The sequence below is a fragment of the Pseudomonas sp. NPDC086278 genome (assembly GCF_050280905.1).
GTDB lineage: Bacteria > Pseudomonadota > Gammaproteobacteria > Pseudomonadales > Pseudomonadaceae > Aquipseudomonas.
In genome coordinates, this window is the sequence record NZ_JBNNWE010000015.1 from 21,896 (window position 1) to 42,324 (window position 20,429).

At 60.0% G+C, this 20,429-nt stretch carries 16 protein-coding genes and 2 pseudogenes; 9 read left to right on the forward strand and 9 right to left on the reverse strand.

The genetic code is table 11. The features are described from left to right. Positions 1–211 precede the first annotated feature (211 nt). A pseudogene (locus ACQKP4_RS06950) lies at positions 212–1,078 on the reverse strand (filamentous hemagglutinin N-terminal domain-containing protein); the annotation flags it as partial. Between the two features lie 24 nt (positions 1,079–1,102). Continuing rightward, positions 1,103–2,809 (reverse strand): ShlB/FhaC/HecB family hemolysin secretion/activation protein, encoded by a 1,707-nt coding sequence (locus tag ACQKP4_RS06955; protein ID WP_427631637.1) that lies wholly within the window; start codon positions 2,807–2,809, stop codon positions 1,103–1,105. Positions 2,810–3,092: 283 nt separating this feature from the next. On the opposite strand from ACQKP4_RS06955, the gene ACQKP4_RS06960 reads away from it, so the two are divergent. Beyond that, a complete protein-coding gene (locus ACQKP4_RS06960; RefSeq protein ID WP_427631639.1) occupies positions 3,093–3,368 on the forward strand; it encodes a hypothetical protein in 276 nt (91 codons plus the stop codon). A gap of 64 nt (positions 3,369–3,432) precedes the next feature. Here the strand turns inward: ACQKP4_RS06960 and ACQKP4_RS06965 are convergent, their stop codons facing one another. After that, complete coding sequence (locus ACQKP4_RS06965; protein ID WP_427631641.1) at positions 3,433–4,779, reverse strand: DEAD/DEAH box helicase; 1,347 nt, start codon at positions 4,777–4,779, stop codon at positions 3,433–3,435. A 193-nt stretch (positions 4,780–4,972) separates the two neighbouring features. Between ACQKP4_RS06965 and ACQKP4_RS06970 the strand changes: the two genes are divergently transcribed. Beyond that, complete coding sequence (locus tag ACQKP4_RS06970; RefSeq protein ID WP_427631643.1) at positions 4,973–6,271, forward strand: mechanosensitive ion channel family protein; 1,299 nt, start codon at positions 4,973–4,975, stop codon at positions 6,269–6,271. Between the two features lie 123 nt (positions 6,272–6,394). Here the strand turns inward: ACQKP4_RS06970 and ACQKP4_RS06975 are convergent, their stop codons facing one another. Further along, the gene (locus ACQKP4_RS06975; protein WP_427631645.1) at positions 6,395–7,039 is read right to left on the reverse strand and encodes a hydrolase; all 645 of its coding nucleotides are present in this window, start codon (positions 7,037–7,039) and stop codon (positions 6,395–6,397) included. 159 nt (positions 7,040–7,198) lie between these two features. Here ACQKP4_RS06975 and ACQKP4_RS06980 point away from each other — a divergent pair, with 159 nt between their 5' ends. Next, on the forward strand, positions 7,199–8,086 hold the full coding sequence (locus ACQKP4_RS06980; protein ID WP_427631647.1) for a LysR substrate-binding domain-containing protein: 888 nt from the start codon (positions 7,199–7,201) through the stop codon (positions 8,084–8,086). A 79-nt stretch (positions 8,087–8,165) separates the two neighbouring features. On the opposite strand, the gene ACQKP4_RS06985 is transcribed toward ACQKP4_RS06980, so the two are convergent. From ACQKP4_RS06985 to ACQKP4_RS06995, 3 genes are all read right to left on the reverse strand, one after another. Continuing rightward, positions 8,166–9,032 (reverse strand): carboxylate/amino acid/amine transporter, encoded by an 867-nt coding sequence (locus ACQKP4_RS06985; protein ID WP_427631649.1) that lies wholly within the window; start codon positions 9,030–9,032, stop codon positions 8,166–8,168. Between the two features lie 587 nt (positions 9,033–9,619). Beyond that, positions 9,620–10,219 (reverse strand): FMN-dependent NADH-azoreductase, encoded by a 600-nt coding sequence (locus tag ACQKP4_RS06990; RefSeq protein WP_427631651.1) that lies wholly within the window; start codon positions 10,217–10,219, stop codon positions 9,620–9,622. A gap of 234 nt (positions 10,220–10,453) precedes the next feature. Beyond that, entirely contained in the window at positions 10,454–10,768 is a 315-nt protein-coding gene (locus tag ACQKP4_RS06995) for a 3-phosphoglycerate kinase (RefSeq protein WP_427631653.1), read from the reverse strand. 49 nt (positions 10,769–10,817) lie between these two features. On the opposite strand from ACQKP4_RS06995, the gene ACQKP4_RS07000 reads away from it, so the two are divergent. From ACQKP4_RS07000 to aqpZ, 5 genes and pseudogenes are all read left to right on the forward strand, one after another. Beyond that, the gene (locus ACQKP4_RS07000) at positions 10,818–11,741 is read left to right on the forward strand and encodes a LysR family transcriptional regulator (RefSeq protein ID WP_258697054.1); all 924 of its coding nucleotides are present in this window, start codon (positions 10,818–10,820) and stop codon (positions 11,739–11,741) included. Positions 11,742–11,755: 14 nt separating this feature from the next. After that, positions 11,756–12,561: pseudogene (locus ACQKP4_RS07005) on the forward strand (alpha/beta fold hydrolase). 3 nt (positions 12,562–12,564) lie between these two features. Continuing rightward, complete coding sequence (locus ACQKP4_RS07010) at positions 12,565–13,128, forward strand: peptidylprolyl isomerase (protein WP_427631655.1); 564 nt, start codon at positions 12,565–12,567, stop codon at positions 13,126–13,128. Positions 13,129–13,213: 85 nt separating this feature from the next. Continuing rightward, positions 13,214–15,046 (forward strand): ABC transporter ATP-binding protein, encoded by a 1,833-nt coding sequence (locus tag ACQKP4_RS07015; protein WP_427631657.1) that lies wholly within the window; start codon positions 13,214–13,216, stop codon positions 15,044–15,046. A gap of 207 nt (positions 15,047–15,253) precedes the next feature. Further along, positions 15,254–15,949, forward strand: a complete 696-nt coding sequence (gene aqpZ / locus ACQKP4_RS07020; RefSeq protein ID WP_427631659.1) for an aquaporin Z — start codon at positions 15,254–15,256, stop codon at positions 15,947–15,949. 15 nt (positions 15,950–15,964) lie between these two features. Here the strand turns inward: aqpZ and ACQKP4_RS07025 are convergent, their stop codons facing one another. Beyond that, positions 15,965–17,089 (reverse strand): GNAT family N-acetyltransferase, encoded by a 1,125-nt coding sequence (locus ACQKP4_RS07025; protein ID WP_427631661.1) that lies wholly within the window; start codon positions 17,087–17,089, stop codon positions 15,965–15,967. 283 nt (positions 17,090–17,372) lie between these two features. On the opposite strand from ACQKP4_RS07025, the gene ACQKP4_RS07030 reads away from it, so the two are divergent. Next, the gene (locus tag ACQKP4_RS07030) at positions 17,373–18,704 is read left to right on the forward strand and encodes a putative porin (protein WP_427631662.1); all 1,332 of its coding nucleotides are present in this window, start codon (positions 17,373–17,375) and stop codon (positions 18,702–18,704) included. Positions 18,705–18,842: 138 nt separating this feature from the next. Here the strand turns inward: ACQKP4_RS07030 and ACQKP4_RS07035 are convergent, their stop codons facing one another. Beyond that, a complete protein-coding gene (locus tag ACQKP4_RS07035) occupies positions 18,843–19,964 on the reverse strand; it encodes a beta-ketoacyl-ACP synthase III (RefSeq protein WP_427631664.1) in 1,122 nt (373 codons plus the stop codon). Between the last annotated feature and the right edge of the window lie 465 nt (positions 19,965–20,429).

Here is a 20,429-nt window from a genome sequence, read left to right on the forward strand (position 1 = left end):
TCAGGGAAATACCGTCCCGGGCCGCGATGGTTTGCTGGTTGGTCAGGCTGCCTTGGGTTTGCACATTGACGGCGCCGCCATAGACCGCTCCCTGGGCGTCGAGGCTGGCGGCCTTGACGTTGACCGCACCGGCGGCAGAGGTCTGCGCCAGGCTCAGATGCCCGTTGGCATCGATCTGGATATCACCACCACTGGCGGCCAGGTTGCCGGCCAGTTTCACCCCGACCCCGGCTTCGGTGCCGACCAGTTTGATCGCCCCGGCGTACATCCCGCCCAGTGCCGAGCTGTCGATGGCCAGTTGCGGTTTGGCGCTGCCGTCATCGACACGGGCGGTGGCGTTGAGCGTCTGTGCGTTGACGTCGTTGCGGCCAGCGACAATCGTCAGGTTTTTCGCTTGGATCTCGGCGTTGATCTGCGCGCTGCGGGTGATGATTTCGAAGCTGTCGACGTTGTTGGCGTTGAGCCCGGCGCCGTCGATGGAAATGCTGCCCTGATCGACCTGGAAACGATCCAGCCGACCCGCGCCATCCAGCACCGGTTTACCGGTGGTCAAGGTGACACGTGGGGTGTTGATGAACCCGCAACCGTTGCAGCTGATGCCGTACGGGTTGGCCACAATGACGCGCGCCGACTGCCCCGCCACTTCGGTGTAACCGCGCAACTGGCTGGGGCTGCCGCCGATCACTTCGTTGAGGATGGTTTGCGCGGCGGCCCGGTTGGTCATGTTGGGATTGCCGATGATGATGCCGCCCAACTGCGTCGCGCCGGTCTGGTTGGCGACGTTGTTGAGGATCACGCCTTGGGTGCCGACGTTGTAGTCGTGAAACTGGTTATGCGACAGGCCGCTGCCATTGGGGGTGGCGATGTTGACGATCGGCACGCCGTTGCCCGCCTGCCCGAGGCTGGTGCCGGGCGTGGCCACGACGATGCCGTCGGCTTGCGCCCACATCGGTTGCCAGAACATCACGTTCGCCAACAGGAACGCCAATCCGCGCTTGGGCATGCCCCAGAAGTGTTCGCGGGGTTTCATGGCAGACGAAGGCTGACGGCAGAGAAAGGCGTGTTGGCGGGCGTCCATGTCGGTGATCTCGAAATATTTTTATTAGAGGAAAAAATCGATGCGGAAATAGATCGGCGCTTCGCGCTCGGTCAGGGCGTCGGGACGTTCAAGGGAATGGGCAAAGGTCACGCTGGCGGCCAGGTGCTGACCACGGGCAAACAACTCCACCGAGTTGCTGGACATACGTCCGTGCTGGTCACCGTTGTACCGATCGCCACGAATCACGCCCTGGTCGTAACCGAGGCTGGTGCCGTATTCGGCGAACGCCGGGCGTAGCCATTCCAGCGTTACCGGGCGCGTCCAGCGCAGGTCGTTGCGCCAGTAACCGCCGCTGTCGCCGGACAGGGACTGGTCCTTGTAACCACGAATCGACGACAAGCCGCCGAGGCTGGTGCGCTGCGGGCTGAACAGCACATCTTCACTGCGCTGGCCGGTCATCAGGCTGCTGAAGCTGAACGACTCGCCCCACACCTTGAACGGTTGCAGGTAGCTCGCGGTGGCGGTGTATTTGCGGTAGCGCGCGTCCGGCTCGCCGGGGCCTGGATGGCCGTTGCCCTGCGCATCGAACGCGCCGATGCCTTGCTGCATGCCCAGGTCGAGGTTGATGAACGCACTGCCGATTCGCCGGCCGTGGTTGATGCCGAACTGTGCTTCGCTGATGCGGTTGCTGCTCAGTTTGAGCTTGCTGTCTTCGATGAAGTTATTGGTGCGCAGGTACGACAAACCGGTGCTCAGCGAGGTTTTGCTGACGGCGTCGCGGTGAATCACTCGCTCGGCGCGCAACTGATGGTTTTCGCTGTCGCCGGTCTGCTTGAAATTGAAGCCATTGGCTTGCGCCTGCGAGCGGTAGTCGCTCTGGTTGTAGGTATAACTGAAGTTCCACCAGCCCCACGGCAGGCTGTAATTGAGCAGCGCGTTGCTGGACGTGTGCTGGTGATCGGTCATCGCATCGTGACCGCCGCGCAGATTCAACTGATCGGCCAAGCCTAACGGGCTGTCCCAATCAAATGTCGTGCCCCACTGCTGCTCGCCGGTGCTGCGCTGGCCATCGTTACTGCGGGACAACCCGGCGCGCCACGGCGTCCGCGGGGTGTTCTTGACCAGCACTTCGCTGCCGCCAACGTTCTTGCCCGGCGACAACTCCATCTGCGCCTGATTCGAGGGCAAACGGTTGAGTTGATCGACCATCTGCTCGATTTCACGCAGGTTGACCAGCTCGCCGGTTTTGCCGGGGAAAGCCATGCCCAATTCGCGATCTGACAGCTTGCTGCCTTCGGCGCCTTTCAATCCTTCGAGTTTGCCTTCGACCACCAGCACCTTCAGATGCCCAGCGGACAAATCCTGCTGCGGCAAGTAGGCGCGGCTGGTGACCAAACCTTTTTCGATGTAGTGGTTGGTGATGACTTTTAGCAGCTCGTTGAGCTGAGTGACGCCCAGGCATTGGCCGATGTAAGGCTTGAGCAGGCGACTTTTCTCGCGCTCGGAAAGGCTGTCGGCGCCTTTGAGTTCGATGTCCTGGATCGGGAAGCAGCGCGTGTCAGCGGGTGCCACCGGTTGGGCCGGTTTAGCCTCCTTGCCGGGTAACTCCTTGAGTTCTTCGAGACGTCGACGTTGCTCTTCGAGCAGACGCGTCTGGCGTTCGCGGATCAGGTCGGTGTCACCGGGAGTGGTGGCGGCGTGAACAGGATTGAGCAGAGAAAGGCACAGCCAAGCCAGGCACAACCTCGCCATAAAGGCGGGTGAAAACATGTTCGATCCCTCGAAGCGGAAGCTGATATCAAAATAGTGGCGCGATGTTAAAGAGCCATCATTCTGGCGTCAAATCATGAATTCGCTGGCGCAGAATAGGCGACGAACGGTGGGGGCTGAATCAGCTGCTTCCGATAGGGACGCAGGAACTTTCCCCTTAGAGCCAAGAAAAACAGTGGCCGTGCTGCGAAAGGTGATGAGTCCTACAGACGGCGAAGTGTGAACTTTCAGCAACCCGCAACCTCAACCGTTTAACCGCCCAACACGGAACCCGAGGCCTCCCATGAAAACGCTCCTGACGTTCACACTCGCCACCACCCTCGCCTGCGCCCTGCCCGTCTGGGCCTGCACCCCCGAAGAAGCCACCGCCAAGCGCGAGCAATTGGCCAAGGAAGTGACCAAGCTCACCCAGCAGAATCCGGCCAAGGCCAAAGAGATCAACGACGAGTTGCAGAAGATGGACCTGGGCACGGCCAGCAAGGATTTGCCGGACAAGTGCCAGTTGATTGATCAGCGTTTGAAGGAACTGGATTCGGCAGAGAAGAAAACCGAAGGCTGATCACAAATCCCGCCCATAAAAAAACCGGATGTTTGTCCGGTTTTTTTTGGATCACGGCAACGGTTTATTCAGCAGCCGGCGCTTCCGGCTTGCGGCGCTTGAGCGGCGCCATGCCGTCCTTGCTGACCAGCGACAGGGCGTCGGTCTTCGGGCGGTTGGCGATTTTGCGTTTGGTCGGGGCCTTGGCGCCGGTTTTCTTCTTGTCGCCTTTGGCGTCGACTTTTTTCTTCTTCACGCCAACGGCTTTGCCCGAGGCCTTGACCTTTTTCGGTCCGCCGTAGGTGCCTTTGACTTCCTTGATGGTGCGGCGCTCAAAGCTCTGCTTCAGGTAGCGCTCGACGCTGGACATCAGGTTCCAGTCGCCATGGCAGATCAGCGAGATGGCCAGGCCTTCGTTGCCGGCGCGGCCGGTACGTCCGATGCGGTGCACGTATTCGTCGCCGCTGCGTGGCATGTCGAAGTTGATTACCAGGTCCAGGCCTTCCACGTCGAGGCCGCGCGCGGCGACGTCGGTGGCGACGAGGATTTTCACGCCGCCCTGCTTCAGGCGGTCGATGGCCAGTTTGCGGTCTTTCTGGTCTTTGTCACCGTGGAGCACGAACGCTTTGTATTCCTGCGCCACCAGACGGCCGTAGATACGGTCGGCCATGGCCCGGGTGTTGGTGAAGACGATGGCCTTCTGATAGGTCTCGTTGGCCAACAGCCAGTTGACGATTTGTTCTTTGTGCTGGTTGTGGTCGGCGGTGATGATCTGCTGACGTGTGGTCGCGTTCAGGTCGCTGACGTTGTTGACCTGCAAGTGCTCAGGGTTGTTCAGGACCTTGGCAACCATGTCGCGCAGGCCCGAACCGCCGGTGGTGGCGGAGAACAGCATGGTCTGCTGGCGATTGGTGCATTCGGCCACCAGACGCTGGACGTCGTCGGCAAAGCCCATGTCGAGCATGCGGTCGGCTTCGTCGAGGACCAGCACTTCCACTTCTTTCAAATCGAGGTTGCCAGCGTTCAGTTGCTCGATCATCCGGCCCGGCGTACCGATCAGGATGTCAGGCACCTTGCGCAGCATGGCAGCCTGGACCTTGAAGTCTTCACCGCCGGTGATCAGGCCGGATTTGATGAACGTGAACTGGGCGAAGCGCTCGACTTCCTTGATGGTCTGCTGAGCCAGCTCGCGGGTCGGCAGCAGGATCAGGGTCTTGATGCTGACGCGGACTTTGGCCGGGCCGATCAGACGGTTGAGGATCGGCAAAACAAAAGCAGCGGTTTTGCCGCTGCCGGTTTGCGCAGTCACCCGCAGGTCACGCCCTTGGAGCGCCAGCGGAATAGCCGCTGCTTGCACTGGCGTTGGCTCGACAAATTTAAGCTCGGCCACGGCTTTGAGCAGGCGTTCGTGCAGGGCGAATTGGGAAAACACGGGTGCTACCTCGAAGAAATGCAAAAAAACAGCTGCATAGGGTAACGGTTTCGAGCGCTCAGGCCGAGTTTCTTTATGCAAACGGCAGTAAACAGCGGCTTTTTTGTTGCCTGATTTGTCGCCGAACGTAATACGAAGCGTCTTAAATGCTCTAATCGCCCGGTCGCGTCTTACAGAAGAATCGTTTTTGCACATGGATATCAAACAGCTCTGGCTCAACGTCCAAGACCTTTGGGGTGCTCTTGAACAGCATCCACTCCTGCATTCCAGCCTGGCGCTGATGGTGTTGCTGGTGATTGCGCTAGTCCTCGGACGAGTGGCGCGCTACCTCATTCTTCACGCGACCAAGATGCTTGGCCGACAACCGGCGCTGCATTGGGTCAACGATTTTCGGCACAACAAAGTCTTCCACCGCCTGGCGCAGATGACGCCATCGCTGGTGATCCAGTTCGGCCTGCACCTGGTGCCGGAGCTGAGCAAGACCAGCCTGAACTTCCTCGGCAATGTCGCGCTGGCGTTCACCATTCTGTTCCTGCTGCTGGCGCTCAGTGCCCTGCTCAGCGCCCTGCTGGACATCTACGCACGCACCGAGCATGCGCGCACGCGCTCGATCAAAGGTTACGTGCAACTGACGAAAATGGTCCTTTACGTGTTCGGCGCGATCATCATCGTCGCCACGCTGATCGACCGCTCGCCGCTGTTGCTGCTCTCGGGTCTGGGCGCGATGTCGGCGGTGATTCTGTTGGTCTATAAGGACACGCTGCTGTCGTTCGTGGCCAGCGTGCAACTGACCAGCAACGACATGCTGCGGGTCGGCGACTGGATCGAGATGCCGCAAGTCGGCGCCGACGGCGATGTGGTCGATATCACGCTGCACACGGTGAAAGTACAGAACTTCGATAAAACCATTGTGTCGATCCCGACCTGGCGCCTGATGTCCGAATCGTTCAAGAACTGGCGCGGCATGCAGCAGTCCGGCGGCCGACGGATCAAGCGCAGCCTGTTCATCGACGCCAGCGGTGTGCGTTTTCTGCGCGATGACGAAGAGCAGAAGTTGTCCCAGGTGCACCTGCTGACCGACTACATGAGCCGCAAACACGCCGAACTCAAGGCCTGGAACGAAGCCCAGGGCAATGTCGCGGCGATGTCGGCCAACCGGCGCCGGATGACCAATCTCGGCACATTCCGCGCGTATGCATTGGCGTATTTGAAGAGTCATCCGGAGATTCAGCTGAACATGACCTGCATGGTCCGGCAGATGCAGACCACCGCGCAGGGCATTCCGCTGGAGATTTACTGCTTCACCCGCACCACGGCGTGGGCGGATTACGAACGGATTCAGGGCGATATTTTCGATTATCTGTTGGCGGTGCTGCCGGAGTTTGGCTTGAGCCTGTATCAGCAGCCGAGTGGCGGGGATTTACGGGCGGGATTATTGCCGGCGGTGCTGGGCTCAGCGCACATTGCCGAACCGGAAAAACACCTCCTGTAGACCTAAAACACCTGTGGGAGTGGGCTTGCTCGCGAAAGCGGTGAGTCATTCAACGAGGATGTTGACTGAAACTCTCCCTTCGCGAGCAAGCCCGCTCCCACAGGTTGCATCGGTGTTTGCGGGTTACTTGGCCTGACGCTGCGATGCCTTGTGCACCATGGTGTACGCGTAATCCACGCCCATGCCATACGCGCCGCTGTGTTCCAGCACCAGTTCCATCACCGCTTCGTACGTGTCTTTGTGTGCCCAGTCGCGCTGGTATTCCAGCAGCACTTGTTGCCAGGTGACCGGCACCGCGCCCGCCTGAATCATTCGCTGTACCGACATGTCGTGCGCTTCTTTGGTGGTGCCGCCCGAGGCGTCGGTGACGATGTACACCTCGAAGCCTTCAGCCAGAGCTTCCAGCGCCGGGAAGGTCAGGCAGACCTCGGTCCAGAGCGCGGCAATGATCAGCTTCTTGCGACCGGTGGCCTTCACCGCGTCGACCAGTGCCTTGTCTTCCCAGGAGTTCATCGAGGTGCGCTCGATTGGCTTTTGCTCCGGGTGCACCGCCAGCAACTCCGGCCAGATGTAGCCGCTGAAGCTTTCGGTTTCGACCGAGGTGTAGATGGTCGGCACGTTGAAGATCTTGGCGGCCTTGGCCAGGCCGACGGTGTTGTTTTTCAACGTCTGGCGGTCGATCGATTGCACGCCGAAAGCCATTTGCGGCTGGTGGTCGATCAGGATCAGGGCGGAGTTGGTTGGGTTGAGCAATTCACGAATAGACATGGCGCGTTCCTTTTGATGTCGATATTTCAAATGAGTAATGGGGGAGTCGACGCTGCGTTCAGAGGCTTTGTCGTCGGCTTGGATGTCACTTTAGGCGCTAGCATTCGAAGGGACAATTACCTAAAATCGAGAATCATTGATTCTAAAACAGGGACAATCATGGATCGCATCGAATGCATGCGCGCGTTCGTCGTCACGGTCGGGGAGAACGGCTTCGCCGCGGCGGCGCGGGCGATGGATGTGCCACGTTCAAAAGTCAGTAAACAGATTCAGGCGCTGGAGGACGCCATCGGCGTGCAATTGCTGCAACGCACCACGCGCAGCCTGCACCTGACCGAGGCTGGCGCCGAGTACTTCGACGCGGCGCGTGAAGTGCTGGCTGCGCTGGACGAAGCCGAACAACGCGCGCGCAATGGCATTGGCGAGTTGCGCGGGATCTTGCGGGTCAATGCGCCGATGTCGTTTGGGTTGCGCCGATTGGGACCGCTGATTCCGCTGTTCCATGAACAGCATCCGAACATCGAGCTGCAACTGGTGCTCAGCGACCAGCAGGTGGACCCGGTACGCGGTGGTTTCGACGTGACCATCCGCATCGCCAGCCTGCCAGACTCGACCATGATCGCGCGGCAACTGGCGCCGGCGCCGCGCATTATGGTCGCGTCCCCCGCGTATCTGGCGCGGGCCGGCATACCGCAGACGCCGCAGGACCTGCGTGCCCATCAGTGCCTCAACTACGGGTATTTGCAAAGCGGGGTCAGTTTGCAATTGTGCAATGGCAAGGAGACGCAACGGGTCACCGTGAACGGTCCGCTGCACGCCAACAACGGCGACTTGCTCGCGCAGGCGGCCGAAGCCGGGATGGGTATCGCGCTGTTGCCCAACTTCATCGTCGAGGATGCGCTGGCGGCCGGGCGGCTGGTGCCGGTGATGTGTGAGTGGGAGGCGCCCGCCATCACGATCAACGCGGTGTACCCGTCGGCACGGCGGGTGCCGCAGAAGACCCGCACGTTTATCGATTTTCTGGTGGAGCAGCTATCGGAGACATAGTGCAATCCCCTGTGGGAGCGGGCTTGCTCGCGAAAGCGGTGACGAATGGCAGGGTTAAGACAGTTGCTCCCACACAGGGTCAGGTGACAGGCAACGACTTGCGTACACCCAATCGGCTGATCCACACCGCCATCAGAATCACCGACCCGCCAAGGAACAGCCGCCCCAGCGCTTCGTGCTGATTCCAGATCAACAGGTTGATCAACAAGCCCACGGGCACGTGCAGGTTGTTCATCACCGCCAGCGTCCCGCCGTTGACCAGGCACGCGCCTTTGTTCCACCAGTACAGACCCAGTGCCGTTGAGACCAGCCCGAGGAACACCAGCACGCCCCATTGCAACGGCGCTTCGGGCAGGAAATTCTGTTTGCCGAACAGCAGAAACGCCGGCAATGCCACTGCCAATGCGCCGAGGTAAAAGTAGCCAAAGCGCCGGTAGTGCGGCAGATCGCTTGGATGACGCGCCACCAGGTGTTTGTAGAGCACCTGCCCGGCGGCGTAGGTGAAGTTGGCCAGTTGCAGCAGCAGGAAACCCATGAAGAAATCCGGGTTGATCCGGTCGAAGCGAATCACCGCCGCACCCAGCACTGCCACCAGCGCCGCGACCAGGGCCCATGGATTGAAGCGGCGGTTCAGCGCGTCTTCGATCAGCGTCACGTGCAGCGGCGTGAGGATGGTGAACAGCAACACTTCCGGCACCGTCAGCACGCGAAAGCTCAGGTACAGGCAGACGTAGGTCACGCCGAACTGCAACGCGCCGATCAGCAGCATGCCGCGCATGAACGCCGGCTCGACCTTGCGCCAGCGGGTCAACGGAATGAACACCAGCCCCGCCAGCACCACACGCACCAGTACCGCGAAGTAACTGTCGACATGCCCGGCCAGGTATTCGCCGATCAGGCTGAAGGAAAACGCCTGAATCAGCGTCACAAAAAGTAGATAACCCATGCTCGCCTCGTTTCGAATGGCAGCGACGATAGCGGGTTTTGCTATTTACCGCGAATCATCAGGCAACACATAAATCCCCTGTCGGAGCGAGCCCGTGTGGTGAGGAGGCCTGTGTGAGGGCGCTTTTGTGGTGAGAGGGCTTTTGTGGCGAGGGGGCTTGCCCCCGTTGGGCTGCGAAGCGGCCCCAAAACCAATCACCGCAATCCTTAATAAAAATCGCGGTGACTGGTTTACGACTGCTTCGCAGCCGAACGGGGGCAAGCCCCCTCGCCACAAAGGCCCTTTCACCACACAATCCCCATCACCACAAAAGCCCCCTATCCACACAGGCCCCATCACCACAAAAGTCCTCTCACCACACAGGCCCCACACCACACAAGCCCACACCCACAAACCCGCTCCCCACAGCGGTTCAGGATCCATCCACCAAATCGCAGGCAAAAAAAAGCCCGATCTCGCTAAAGCGTTCAATCGGGCTACAGCACTCAGGAGCAACAAGTGCACAAGGGAGGTTCGATGCGCATAAAGCCTTGAAGGGGTTGCGCCAGGTCACTTGAACATCCAGCGATTATCTGGCGATTAAAACCTCAAGCCACCTGGGAAAGCCTGGCGTTTGCCTGGTTCAGGCCCTTCTCCTGGAAGTCGCCGCCCAGGTTCATGCCTTCGGCGTGAATAAACGTCACGTCGTGAATCCCGATGAAGCCCATGACCTGACGCAGGTACGGTTCCTGGTGATCGGCGGCGCTGCCGGCGTAGATCCCGCCGCGAGCGGTCAACACGTACGCACGCTTGCCGCTGAGCAGACCTTGCGGGCCGGTGTCGGTGTACTTGAAGGTCACGCCGGCACGCAGCACATGGTCAAGCCAGGCTTTCAACGTGCTCGGGATGGCGAAGTTGTACATCGGCGCGGCCATGACCAGCACGTCGGCGGCCAGCAATTCGTCGGTCAACTGGTTGGAGCGTTCCAGTGAAGCCTGTTCGATGTCATTGCGTTGTTCGGCGGGTTTCATCCAGCCGCCCAGCAGGTTGATGTCCAGGTGCGGCACCGGATTGACGGCGAGGTCACGCACGCTGATCTGGTCGTTGGGGTGCGCGGCTTTCCACTGGCGGATGAAGGTCTGGGTCAGTTGGCGGGAAACCGAGTCTTGCTGACGGGCGCTGCTTTCGATGATCAGAACGCGTGACATGGGATGTAGGCTCCATCTGAGAATGCTGTAAGGCGATGGAGTGAAGGCTAAACAGAGTCATATCGATGAAAAAGCGCAAATAACTGCTATAACCCATCAATAAATTCGTTTATAAGCTGGAGATACCCTGTGGGAGCGGGCTTGCTCGCGAAAGCGGTGAGTCATTCAACATATTTTTCGATTGACCCACCGCTTTCGCGAGCAAGCCCGCTACCACAGGACAAGACCGCGATGTCATTTGGGGGTGCAGGTCAATTCGATGCGCAGTTTGATAATGCTGCGAGTGAACTTGGCGGTGGCATTTTTATGCTTGCCGGCCGGCACATCGACCTTGCGGGTACGCGGCGCTTCCGGCCCGTTGGAGAAAACCGCCTTGCAGCTCGCGTCGACGTCGCCGTAGTTAGCGATCCGGATCGAGCCTATGTCGTTATCCGTATCGAACGTCTCGTAATCGATTTTTAAACCGCTGAGGTCCTTCTGCACATCGATCGGGTACGCCAATGCCGTCAGCGGCAGCATCGCCAGCAGCACGCAAAAAAACTTTTTCATTCAGCAGCCTCCATTAAGGGCTGCCAGCTTAGGACAAGAGGAGCTATTCATGAAAGCGCCCCGCGTGACCCTTGATCAATGGCGAACGTTACAAGCCGTGGTCGACCACGGTGGTTTCGCCCAGGCCGCCGAAGCGCTGCACCGCTCGCAATCGTCGGTGAGCTACACCGTGGCGCGCATGCAAGACCAGCTCGGTGTGCCATTGCTGCGCATCGACGGTCGCAAAGCGGTGCTGACCGAAGCCGGCGGCGTGTTGCTGCGCCGCTCCCGGCAATTGGTGAAACAGGCCAGCCAACTCGAAGACCTGGCCCATCACATGGAGCAAGGCTGGGAGGCGGAAGTGCGGCTGGTGGTCGACGCCGCGTACCCGAGCGCCCGCCTCGTGCGCGCCTTGACCGCGTTCATGCCGCAAAGCCGTGGCTGCCGGGTGCGTCTGCGTGAGGAAGTGCTGTCGGGCGTGGAAGAAGTGTTGCTGGAAGGCGTCGCCGACCTGGCGATCACCGGTTTCAGCATTCCGGGTTATCTGGGCGCGGAATTGAGCGATGTCGAGTTCGTCGCCGTCGCGCACCCGGAACATGCACTGCATCGTCTGAACCGCGAACTGAGCTTCCAGGACCTCGAAAGCCAGATGCAAGTGGTGATTCGCGACTCCGGTCGCCAGCAGCCACGCGATGTTGGCTGGCTCGGCGCCGAACAGCGCTGGACCGTCGGCAGCCTGGCCACCGCCGCCACTTTCGTCAGCAGCGGCCTGGGTTTCGCCTGGTTGCCCCGGCACATGATCGAACGTGAACTCAAGGAAGGCACGCTCAAGCTGCTACCGTTGGATCAGGGCGGCAGCCGCAACCCGAGTTTTTACTTGTACTCGAACAAGGACAAACCCTTGGGCCCGGCGACGCAGATTCTCATCGAACTGCTGCGCACCTTCGACACCGCGCCGCTGGATGCGCCTTTCGCCGCCCCTGAACAAGCCTGACACGGAGTGAACCGATGGCCTATTTCGAACATGAAGGTTGCAACCTGCACTATGAGGAGTATGGCCACGGCACGCCGTTGCTGCTGGTTCACGGGCTCGGTTCCAGCACCCTGGACTGGGAAATGCAGATCCCGGCATTGTCAGCCCGCTACCGGGTGATCGTCCCGGATGTGCGCGGCCACGGGCGCTCCGACAAGCCCCGCGAGCGCTACAGTATCGCCGGCTTCAGCGCAGACCTGGTGGCGCTGATCGAACACCTCGGCCTCGGCCCTGTTCATTACGTCGGCCTGTCCATGGGCGGCATGATCGGCTTTCAACTGGCCGTGGATCAGCCGCAACTGCTGAAAAGCCTGTGCATCGTCAACAGCGCGCCCGAGGTCAAACTGCGCAGCCGCGACGATTACTGGCAGTGGTTCAAACGCTGGAGCCTGATGCGCGCCCTCAGCCTGGGCACCATCGGCAAGGCCTTGGGCGGCAAGCTCTTTCCCAAGCCGGAACAGGCTGACTTGCGTCAGAAAATGGCCGAGCGCTGGGCGAAGAATGACAAACATGCGTACCTCGCCAGTTTCGATGCGATCGTGGGCTGGGGGGTTCAGGAACGACTTTCGAGGGTATCCTGTCCAACGCTGATCATCAGCGCCGACCGCGATTACACCCCGGTGGCGTTGAAGCAAACCTATGTAAAACTGCTGCCCGATGCGCGGCTGGTGGTGATCGCCGATTCGCGCCACGCCACCCCGCTGGATCAACCCGAACGTTTCAACCAAACACTGCTCGAGTTTCTCACCGCAGTCGACACCACCCCACTCAGGATCACTGACCCATGCTGAAAAAAATCGCCCTCGTCGCCGGCTCCGTACTGTTTGCCGCCAACCTGATGGCTGCAACGCCTGCTGCCACCAAGGCGCCGCACGTCCTGCTGGACACCACCAACGGCCAGATCGAGATCGAACTGGACCCGGTCAAGGCGCCGATCAGTACCAAAAACTTCCTTGATTACGTCAACAGCGGTTTCTACAACAACACGATTTTCCACCGCGTGATTCCTGGTTTCATGATCCAGGGCGGTGGTTTCACTCAACAGATGTCGCAGAAAGAGACCAAGGCACCGATCAAGAACGAATCCAAGAACGGCCTGCATAACGTCCGTGGCACCCTGTCCATGGCCCGCACTTCCGATCCGGATTCGGCCACCAGCCAGTTCTTCGTCAACGTCAAGGACAACGACTTCCTCGACAGCGGCGACGGCTATGCCGTATTCGGCAAAGTGGTCAAAGGCATGGATGTAGTGGACGTCATCGTCAACTCCCAGACCACCACCAAAAACGGCATGAAAGATGTGCCGGCCGATCCTGTGTACATCAAGTCGGCCAAGGTCATCGACTAAGCCAACCCGCAAGGCTTGAGCGGCCGCCGGCGTCCGGCGCCGCTCACATTGTTCAAAGGAGAGCCCGTGCGCGGGCGGAGAACTGATGCTTTATCGACGTTTTGAAAACCTGATCGACATTTTCCGCGATGCACCGACGGCGGCTCCGCCGGATCGGGTTCTCCCCTTCTATACCTATTATCTGAAGCAGGTCTGGCCGAGTTTCGCCGCCCTGCTGACGGTCGGCCTGTTTGGCGCATTGATCGAAGTGGCGTTGTTCAGCTACCTGAGCCGCATCATCGACCTCGCCCAAGGCACGCCCAACGTCAATTTCTTCAAGGAACACGGTATCGAACTGGCGTGGATGGCCGTGGTGGCGCTGATCCTGCGCCCGGTGTTCGTCGGCCTGCATGACCTGCTGGTGCACCAGACCTTGAGCCCCAGCATGACCAGCATGATTCGCTGGCAAAACCACAGTTATGTGCTCAAACAAAGCCTGAATTTCTTCCAGAACGACTTCGCCGGGCGCATCGCCCAACGCATCATGCAGACCGGCAACTCGCTGCGCGATTCCGCCGTGCAAGCGGTGGACGCCTTGTGGCACGTGCTGATCTACGCGATCAGTTCGCTGGTGCTGTTCGCCGAAGCCGACTGGCGCCTGATGATCCCGCTGCTGAGCTGGATCGCCGCCTACATTGGCGCACTGTATTACTTCGTGCCACGGGTCAAGGAACGCTCGGTGGTGTCCTCGGATGCGCGCTCCAAACTGATGGGGCGGATTGTCGACGGCTACACCAACATCACCACCTTGAAACTGTTCGCCCACACCAATTTCGAACAGCAGTACGCCAAGGAAGCCATCGAAGAACAAACGGTCAAAGCGCAACTGGCCGGCCGCGTGGTGACCAGCATGGACGTGGTCATCACCAGCATGAACGGCTTGCTGATCGTCGGCACCACCGGCCTGGCTCTCTGGCTGTGGACGCAGTCACTGATTTCGGTCGGTGCCATTGCACTGGCCACGGGCCTGGTGATCCGCATCGTCAACATGTCCGGCTGGATCATGTGGGTCGTCACGGGCATCTTCGAAAATATCGGCATGGTTCAGGACGGTTTGCAGACCATCTCGCAACCGGTCAGCGTCACTGACCGCGATCAGGCCAAACCGCTGGCGGTAGCCCGTGGCGAGGTGCGCTTCGAGCACGTGGATTTCCACTACGGCAAGAAGAGCGGAATCATTGGCGGCCTCAACCTGAACATCAAACCGGGTGAAAAAATCGGCTTGATCGGGCCGTCCGGTGCGGGCAAATCGACCTTGGTCAACCTGTTGCTGCGTCTTTACGACGTCGAAGGCGGAAGGATTTTGATCGACGGGCAGAACATCGCGGAAGTCGGCCAGGAGAGCCTGCGCGAACGCATCGGCATGATCACCCAGGACACGTCGCTGCTGCATCGCTCGATTCGCGACAATTTGCTGTACGGCCAACCGGACGCTACGGACGCCGAACTCTGGGAAGCGGTGCACAAGGCCCGTGCCGACGAATTCATTCCGTTGCTGTCGGACGCCGAAGGCCGCACCGGTTTCGATGCGCATGTCGGGGAGCGCGGGGTGAAGCTCTCCGGTGGCCAACGGCAGCGGATCGCGATTGCCCGGGTGCTGCTCAAGGACGCGCCGATTCTGATCATGGACGAGGCCACCTCGGCGCTGGATTCGGAAGTGGAAGCCGCCATTCAGGAAAGCCTGGAAACCCTGATGCAGGGTAAAACCGTGATTGCCATTGCCCACCGGCTCTCGACCATCGCCCGGATGGACCGTTTGGTGGTACTGGAAAACGGCAGGATCGCCGAAACCGGCACCCACGCCGAATTGCTGGCCCATGGCGGCTTGTATGCGCGGTTGTGGCAGCACCAGACGGGCGGGTTTGTCGGGATCGATTGAACAACCCCCCCCTGTTAGAGCCTCCGAATACAAAAAAAACCGCCAGAACCCGCCACCCACGGGCCCTGGCGGTTTTTTCATGCCTGCTGGAAATCGGCAGAATCCCTGCTGTACTCAGCCAAGGTTCTGGAGATGAGCCTGTCGTAAGTCTGCAGGAAGCATCACTCGATACAGTCTCGATAGGTCGCCTATCAAGGACGCTCTCTCATGTCTCTGTTCAAACGTTCAGTTACTGAGTTGCTGGGTACGTTCTGGCTGGTGTTGGGGGGCTGCGGCAGTGCGGTGCTGGCTGCGTCGTCGCCCTTGGGAATCGGAGTGCTGGGGGTGGCCATCGCGTTCGGCCTCACCGTCCTGACCATGGCCTTCGCCATTGGTCATATTTCCGGTTGTCACCTCAACCCCGCCGTGTCGGTCGGGTTGTGCGTCGGCGGTCGATTTCCAGCCAGGGAGTTGCCCGCGTACATCATTGCCCAGGTGATTGGCGCGGTCATCGCCGCCGCACTGATCTACTACATCGCCAGCGGCAAGGAAGGCTTCGATCTTTCCGCCGGCCTGGCTTCCAATGGCTATGGCGAACATTCCCCCGGCAAGTACTCAATGGCCACAGGCTTTGTCTGTGAACTGGTGATGACGGCGATGTTTGTGCTGATCATCCTCGGCGCCACCGACCAACGCGCCCCCGCCGGGCTCGCGCCCATTGCCATCGGCCTCGCCCTGACGCTGATCCACCTGATCTCGATTCCGGTCACCAACACCTCGGTCAACCCGGCGCGCAGCACCGGCCCGGCATTGATCGTCGGCGGTTGGGCCATCGCGCAATTGTGGATGTTCTGGGTCGCGCCGCTGCTCGGCGCGGTGGTCGGTGGCGTGACGTATCGATGGCTGGGCAAGGAAGGCACCTGAGGCCCGTCGCGAGGATCAGCCTTGCCGATAAGGCAACGCGGTCCTCGCTTCCTCGGCATACGCCAGCACGCCAAGACGCTCCTGTTGCAGGAAGTCTTTGACGGCGGCTTTCAGGCCGGGGTGACGCAAGTAGTGCCAGGAATGGGTAATCACCGGTTCAAACCCGCGAATCAGTTTGTGCTCGCCTTGGGCGCCGGCATCGAAGCGCTGGAAGCCATTGGCAATCGCGTAGTCCATGCCCTGATAGAAACAGGTCTCGAAGTGCAGACGGTCGAACTCGGCCAGGCAGCCCCAGTAACGACCGTAAAAACTGTCGCCACCCACCAGGCTGAACGCCATGGCCACCGGTCGTGAGCCTTGTCTGGCCAGCACCACGCGAATGGATTCGGGCATGCGCTCGGCCAGCAGACTGAAAAATTCGCGCGTCAGGTACGGCCGTTGCCGACGCACCGCGTAGGTATTGGCGTAGCAGGCGTAGACGAAATCCCACTGCGCCTGATCCAGTTGCCGACCCTCCAGCCATTCAAACTCGAAACCCTGCCCCGCCACCTGCTCTCGTTCCTTGCGCATCTGCTTGCGCTTGCGCGAACTGAGCGCATCGAGAAAGTCCTGAAAGTCCCGATACCCGCGATTTTGCCAATGGTACTGGCAGCCGATTCGCTGCAACCAGCCGGGCTGTTCGGCCAGGGCGGCGTCGGTGAACGGGTCGGTGAAGTTGATGTGCGCGCTGGAGAGTTCTTCGATTTCCAGATAACCCGGCAGGCTCTGCAGCAGTGCAAAACCGTCCTCGAGGGTGGCCGCCAATAATCGTGGCCCGCTGACCGGGCTGAACGGCACGGCGGTCAACAGCTTGGGGTAATAGTCGATGCCGGCGCGCTCACAGGCGTCGGCCCAGGCGTGATCGAACACGTACTCGCCGTAGGAATGCCATTTGCGGTAACTGGGCAACGCGGCGATCAGCCGATCACCCTCGATATGCAGCAGATGCTCGGGCTGCCAGCCGGAATGCGGGCCGACGCTGGCGCTGTCTTCCAAGGCACTGAGGAACGCGTGGCGCAGAAACGGCTGACGTTCGGGCACCAGGGCATCCCACGTCTGCAGTGCGATATCGGACAGACTTTCCAGACGTTGCAACGGCATCAACTTTCTCTCCACTTCCCGGCACGACAGCCTCGCGAGTATCGCTTATCGGCGCGCAATCCACACCCGCGATTCAGCAACAAGCCCCGAAATAGAACGGTCGCGGACGCTTTTGGATCGTCATCGAGACGCCATCACTTTGCCACTGCCTTGTCATAAACCATCGCGATACTGGCGCCAGTTTTTAGAGCGTCCGGTTCTAATCCGCAGCCTTTTTCCGTCCATCAACGGTCGGTTGTGTCCTGGATGGCCTGGTCATCCCCTTACATTTTCGGAGATTGATATGCGTCTTGCTTCCACGAAAACTGCGGCAGCCTTGTGTGGCGGTCTGCTGCTGGCCATGAGTGTTCCGGCCAGTGCCGCAGTCGACGCCAAACTGCTCGACATGCTCAAGGCCAACGGCTCGATTACCAACGCGCAATACAGCGAACTGCAAGCCGAACTGGCCAGGGATCAGAAAGACCAGCAAATCGCCCGTCAGGCTCAGCAAGAGACCAACGAGCAGATCGCGGCCACCGCGAAGAAAACCACGGAGCTGAGCACCTTCGACCAGAAACTGGCGTGGGCGGCCAAGACCCAATTCAAGGGTGACGTGCGTTTCCGTGAAGAAACCGTGCACAACGACGGCGTGCCGAACAACAAAGACCAGGATCGTCAGCGCATTCGTGCCCGTCTGGGTGCCTACAGCGAGATCAACCCGCAAGTCGACACCGGTATCCGCATCGCCACCGGCAGCAACGACGACGCGCGCTCTACCAACCAGGACCTGAACAACTACTTCGACAAGAAGTCGATCTGGCTGGACCAGGGTTACGTCGATTACCACCCTGACGCGATCAAGAACCTGCACATCGTCGGCGGCAAGATGCCGCAGCAATGGGTGAGCATGGGCGACATCATCTGGGACAGCGACATCAACCCGGAAGGTCTGGCCCTGACCTACAAATACCCGCTGGGCAGCAGCGCCGAGCTGTTCGGCAGCGCCGGCCACTACACCCTCAAGGACAACGTCGATGGCGAAGGCGTGCAGTTCAAACACGACTTGCGTCTGTACGCGGGCCAGTTGGGCGCGCGCTTCGCGATCACCGACAACCTGAAAATGACCTTGGGCGGCAGCCTTTACGCCTACGACAACGATGACAACAGCGCTTGCCCGACCACCGGCACCGTCACCGCACCGTGCGCACTGGCCGTCAACGGCAACAGCCCGGGCGAGCAGTTCAAGTTGTACGAAGGCTTTGGTCAACTGGACATCGGCGGCCTGCCAATGCCGCTGTCGTTGTACGGCCAAATCGTCAACAACGACGACGCCAGCAACGATCAGGACATGGGCTGGCTGGCGGGGGTCAAGACCAAACTCTATGGCTTTGCAGTCGACTACAACTACCGCGACGTGCAGCGTAACGCGGTGGTGGGGGCCTTCACTGACTCTGACTTCGCTAACGGCTTCACCGGTTCGCGGGGCAGCAAGTTGAAAGTGAGCTACGAAATCGACAAGAACTTCGCCCTCGGCGCGACGTACTTCATGGCTAACTCCGACTACACCAACGCCAGCATCAACAAGAAGGATTCCGACATCAACACGCTGCAACTGGATGCTGAAGCGAAGTTCTGATTCGCCGCGACATGACTCGGGCAAGGAAGCCCGGGCTCTTCTTTACCCTGTGGCCAGTTCCTTGGCCAAAAAAAACAGACAAAAAAAATCGCAGCGTGCGGCATGAAACGGCCGCAGGCTGCGATCTTTAAGACGGACTCAGCGCTTGCGCAGAATCACGCTGCCAATCGAATAACCCGCGCCGAACGAGCTGAGTACCGACAGCGATCCAGCCGCCAGATCATCCTGATTCTTGTGAAACGCGATCACCGAACCGGCAGAGCTGGTGTTGGCATAGGTGTCGAGAATCACTGGCGCTTCTTCTTCAGTGGCTTCACGGCCCAGCAGTTTCTTGACGATCAGGTGGTTCATGCTCAGGTTGGCCTGGTGCAGCCAGAAGCGCTTCACGTCGCTGACGTTCAACTGATTCTCTTCCAGGTGCGTGGCGATCAGCTCGGCGACCATCGGGCACACATCACGGAACACCTTGCGGCCTTCCTGCACGAACAGTTTGTCCTTGGCACCAATGCCCTCCTCCGCCGCGCGGTTGAGGAAGCCGAAGTTGTTGCGGATGTTGTTGGAGAACTTGGTCAGCAGTTTGGTGCTGACCACGTCGAACTGGTGCTTGGACGTGGCCAGGTCAGCGCGCTCGATGATCACCGCGGTGGCGGCATCGCCAAAGATGAAGTGACTGTCGCGGTCACGGAAGTTCAGGTGACCGGTGCAGACTTCCGGGTTGACCATCAGGACTGCCCGGGCCTGGCCCAGTTGCACGCTGTTGGCGGCCGCTTGAATGCCGAAGGTTGCCGAGGAGCACGCAACGTTCATGTCGAAACCGAAACCCTCGATGCCCAGCGCTTCCTGGACTTCGATGGCGATGGCCGGGTAGGCGCGTTGCAGGTTGGAGCAGGCGACAATCACGCCGTCGATGTCCGCAGCCGTCTTGCCGGCGCGTTGCAAGGCTTGCTCGGCGGCGCCGATGGCCATTTGGCAGAGCACCGACCATTCGTCGTTGGAACGCTCGGGCAGGCGCGGCGCCATGCGTTGCGGGTCGAGGATGCCTTCCTTGTCCATGACAAAGCGGCTTTTGATGCCGGAGGCCTTTTCGATAAACGCCGCGCTGGACTCGGTCAATGCCTCGACGTCGCCACGGGCGATGGCGTCGGCGTTGTCAGCATTGAACTGCGCGACGTACGCATTGAAAGACTGCACCAGCTCTTCGTTGGAGATGCTGTTGGCCGGGGTGTACAGGCCGGTGCCGCTGATGACGACGTTATGCATGGTCGTTTCTCTAATCTGTTCAGGCAGAAAGCGTTGGCACCGACGTACCAACACACAAAGGGTCTGTTCCCGTCACGGGAAGCACACCGGGCATCGCTTTATTCCGAGCCGCCCGAACCTGTAGAGGCTCAAAACCGCGGGGCCGGCGTTTATAGGCGCGAAGTTTGCCATAAACGCTGGGGTTTGGCCCCTTTTGCTAGATCAAACACCTACCCAATGTGGGAGCGGGCTTGTGTGGTGAGGGCGCTGTTGTGGCCAGGGGGCTTTTGTGGTGACAGGGCTTGTGTGGTGAGGGGGCTTGCCCCCGTTGGGTGGAGAAGCCGCCCCAAAACCTGTGATTTTGTGAATCAGTTTTATCGAGTTCGCTGGTTTTACGACTGCTACGCAGCCGAACGGGGGCAAGCCCCCTCGCCACAAAAAGCCCCCTTGCCACAAAAGCCACATCACCACAAAAGCCCTGTCACC

Bases quoted from the DNA above. Each gene is read 5' to 3' on its own strand.
- ACQKP4_RS06955 (WP_427631637.1), bottom strand. From the start codon at position 2,809: ATGTTTTCACCCGCCTTTATGGCGAGGTTGTGCCTGGCTTGGCTGTGC.
- ACQKP4_RS06960 (WP_427631639.1), top strand. From the start codon at position 3,093: ATGAAAACGCTCCTGACGTTCACACTCGCCACCACCCTCGCCTGCGCC.
- ACQKP4_RS06970 (WP_427631643.1), top strand. From the start codon at position 4,973: ATGGATATCAAACAGCTCTGGCTCAACGTCCAAGACCTTTGGGGTGCT.
- ACQKP4_RS06975 (WP_427631645.1), bottom strand. From the start codon at position 7,039: ATGTCTATTCGTGAATTGCTCAACCCAACCAACTCCGCCCTGATCCTG.
- ACQKP4_RS06980 (WP_427631647.1), top strand. From the start codon at position 7,199: ATGGATCGCATCGAATGCATGCGCGCGTTCGTCGTCACGGTCGGGGAG.
- ACQKP4_RS06985 (WP_427631649.1), bottom strand. From the start codon at position 9,032: ATGGGTTATCTACTTTTTGTGACGCTGATTCAGGCGTTTTCCTTCAGC.
- ACQKP4_RS06990 (WP_427631651.1), bottom strand. From the start codon at position 10,219: ATGTCACGCGTTCTGATCATCGAAAGCAGCGCCCGTCAGCAAGACTCG.
- ACQKP4_RS06995 (WP_427631653.1), bottom strand. From the start codon at position 10,768: ATGAAAAAGTTTTTTTGCGTGCTGCTGGCGATGCTGCCGCTGACGGCA.
- ACQKP4_RS07000 (WP_258697054.1), top strand. From the start codon at position 10,818: ATGAAAGCGCCCCGCGTGACCCTTGATCAATGGCGAACGTTACAAGCC.
- ACQKP4_RS07010 (WP_427631655.1), top strand. From the start codon at position 12,565: ATGCTGAAAAAAATCGCCCTCGTCGCCGGCTCCGTACTGTTTGCCGCC.
- ACQKP4_RS07015 (WP_427631657.1), top strand. From the start codon at position 13,214: ATGCTTTATCGACGTTTTGAAAACCTGATCGACATTTTCCGCGATGCA.
- aqpZ (WP_427631659.1), top strand. From the start codon at position 15,254: ATGTCTCTGTTCAAACGTTCAGTTACTGAGTTGCTGGGTACGTTCTGG.
- ACQKP4_RS07025 (WP_427631661.1), bottom strand. From the start codon at position 17,089: ATGCCGTTGCAACGTCTGGAAAGTCTGTCCGATATCGCACTGCAGACG.
- ACQKP4_RS07030 (WP_427631662.1), top strand. From the start codon at position 17,373: ATGCGTCTTGCTTCCACGAAAACTGCGGCAGCCTTGTGTGGCGGTCTG.
- ACQKP4_RS07035 (WP_427631664.1), bottom strand. From the start codon at position 19,964: ATGCATAACGTCGTCATCAGCGGCACCGGCCTGTACACCCCGGCCAAC.